This window comes from Collinsella aerofaciens, from assembly GCF_040926405.1.
Taxonomy (GTDB): Bacteria; Actinomycetota; Coriobacteriia; order Coriobacteriales; family Coriobacteriaceae; genus Collinsella.
Map to the genome: position 1 here is coordinate 1 of NZ_JBCOIG010000062.1, position 1,273 is coordinate 1,273.

3 protein-coding genes are annotated in these 1,273 nt (G+C 61.2%); all 3 read left to right on the top strand.

Going from position 1 to position 1,273, the window contains the following annotated elements; all coding sequences use genetic code 11:
* The coding region (locus AB5758_RS09680; protein WP_368155548.1) for a hypothetical protein at positions 1 to 518 on the top strand (518 nt) is incomplete at its 5' end.
* A 49-nt stretch (positions 519 to 567) separates the two neighbouring features.
* Positions 568 to 822: a hypothetical protein gene (locus AB5758_RS09685; protein ID WP_117843712.1), complete on the top strand. Its 255-nt coding sequence runs from the start codon at positions 568 to 570 to the stop codon at positions 820 to 822.
* A gap of 2 nt (positions 823 to 824) precedes the next feature.
* Complete coding sequence (locus tag AB5758_RS09690) at positions 825 to 1,106, top strand: hypothetical protein (RefSeq protein WP_368142053.1); 282 nt, start codon at positions 825 to 827, stop codon at positions 1,104 to 1,106.
* Positions 1,107 to 1,273: the final 167 nt, after the last annotated feature.

Here is a 1,273-nt window from a genome sequence, read left to right on the forward strand (position 1 = left end):
GGCACAAGTCCGTGGCCGAATACAAGGCCGAGAGCCGCCGAGTTCAGTCCGAGCTGGACGAGAAGGCCAACCTGCTCGAGTCGGCGAGGGCGGAGCTTGCTTCCGCCAATGCCGATCTTGCGTCAGCGCGGGCGCAGCTCGCCGAGTGCAAGGTGCAGGTCGAGAGCTTCGCCGCGAGGTTCGAGCGCATCAAGGCCGAGCTGGCGCAGATAGCCGAGTGCCTGTCGGTGAGGGGGTTCCTCGGTAGCTTCAAGGCCAAGCTCGCCGAGTTCGCCGAGAACCCGATTTGCAAGGCCGCGCTCGCGGCCGGTCGCGACTTCATGACGGCACGTGACGGCAGACGAGCGGAGAAGGTGCTCGTCAACGGTGCCAGGGAGAAGGTCGTGGAGATGGAAGGGCTTTCGAGGGAGATGGGCGAGTGGTCTCTGCTCGATGAAGTCGGGGATATGAGGGGTGCCAGAAGGGAGCTTGACGGCCACGAAGCCCCAGCGCGACCGCTCGATAATCAGGTGCTTTAATTAGGTATACCCATCTGGTATACTTATTAGGAAAGAAAGGAGAACGGCAGTGGTCAGAGTGCATGGGAACGCCCTCAAGCACGGGCTTACCAGCGAGGAAGTCGCGTATGCGTGGGAGAACCCGATTAGATGCCGTCAGCGAAACGGCACGGATGACCCGCCGCTCTGGATTTCGGTCGGCTCGCTTCCCGACGGTAGATTTGCCGAGCTGATTGGATTCATGGATATCGACGGCGTTTGGTGCGTGTTCCACGCGATGGTGCCGCCGACGAAGAAGTTCAAGCGTGAGCTGGGATGGAGGTAGACATGAACGGAATCGTTGCCGAGAACGGCAAGGTCGTTACCGATGAGATGATTGCCGATTGGGAAAGCGCCCTTGAGCGCGATGAGTGGCCTAGCGGATGGGTCAACGTTGGCGAGGTTGTCGAGGGCAAGCTCCCGAAAGCAGCGCCCGAGACCGTGACGCTGTCCCTCAAGGTTCCCGCCGCCATGAAACGGGCGCTTGAGAAGGAAGCGAAGGCCGAGGGCAAGTCGACGGGTGCGTATGCCCGCGGAATCCTCGCCGATGGTCTCATGGCCATAGCGTAAAGCAGCAGGGAAGCTAACAGAAAGGGGAGCCTTGAAGGCTCCCCTTTCCTGCCGGCGACCATGTTGCAATTTGGGTCAGAGCTTCATGGCTAGCCCCTCCAAGCCCTCCTGAGCCTTTGCCAGCGGCTCAGCTTCTGCTCGGTCGATTCCAGCGCGAGCGTCTGGGC

Coding starts and splice junctions, on each gene's coding strand:
- AB5758_RS09690 (WP_368142053.1), top strand. CDS start 825: ATGAACGGAATCGTTGCCGAGAACGGCAAGGTCGTTACCGATGAGATG.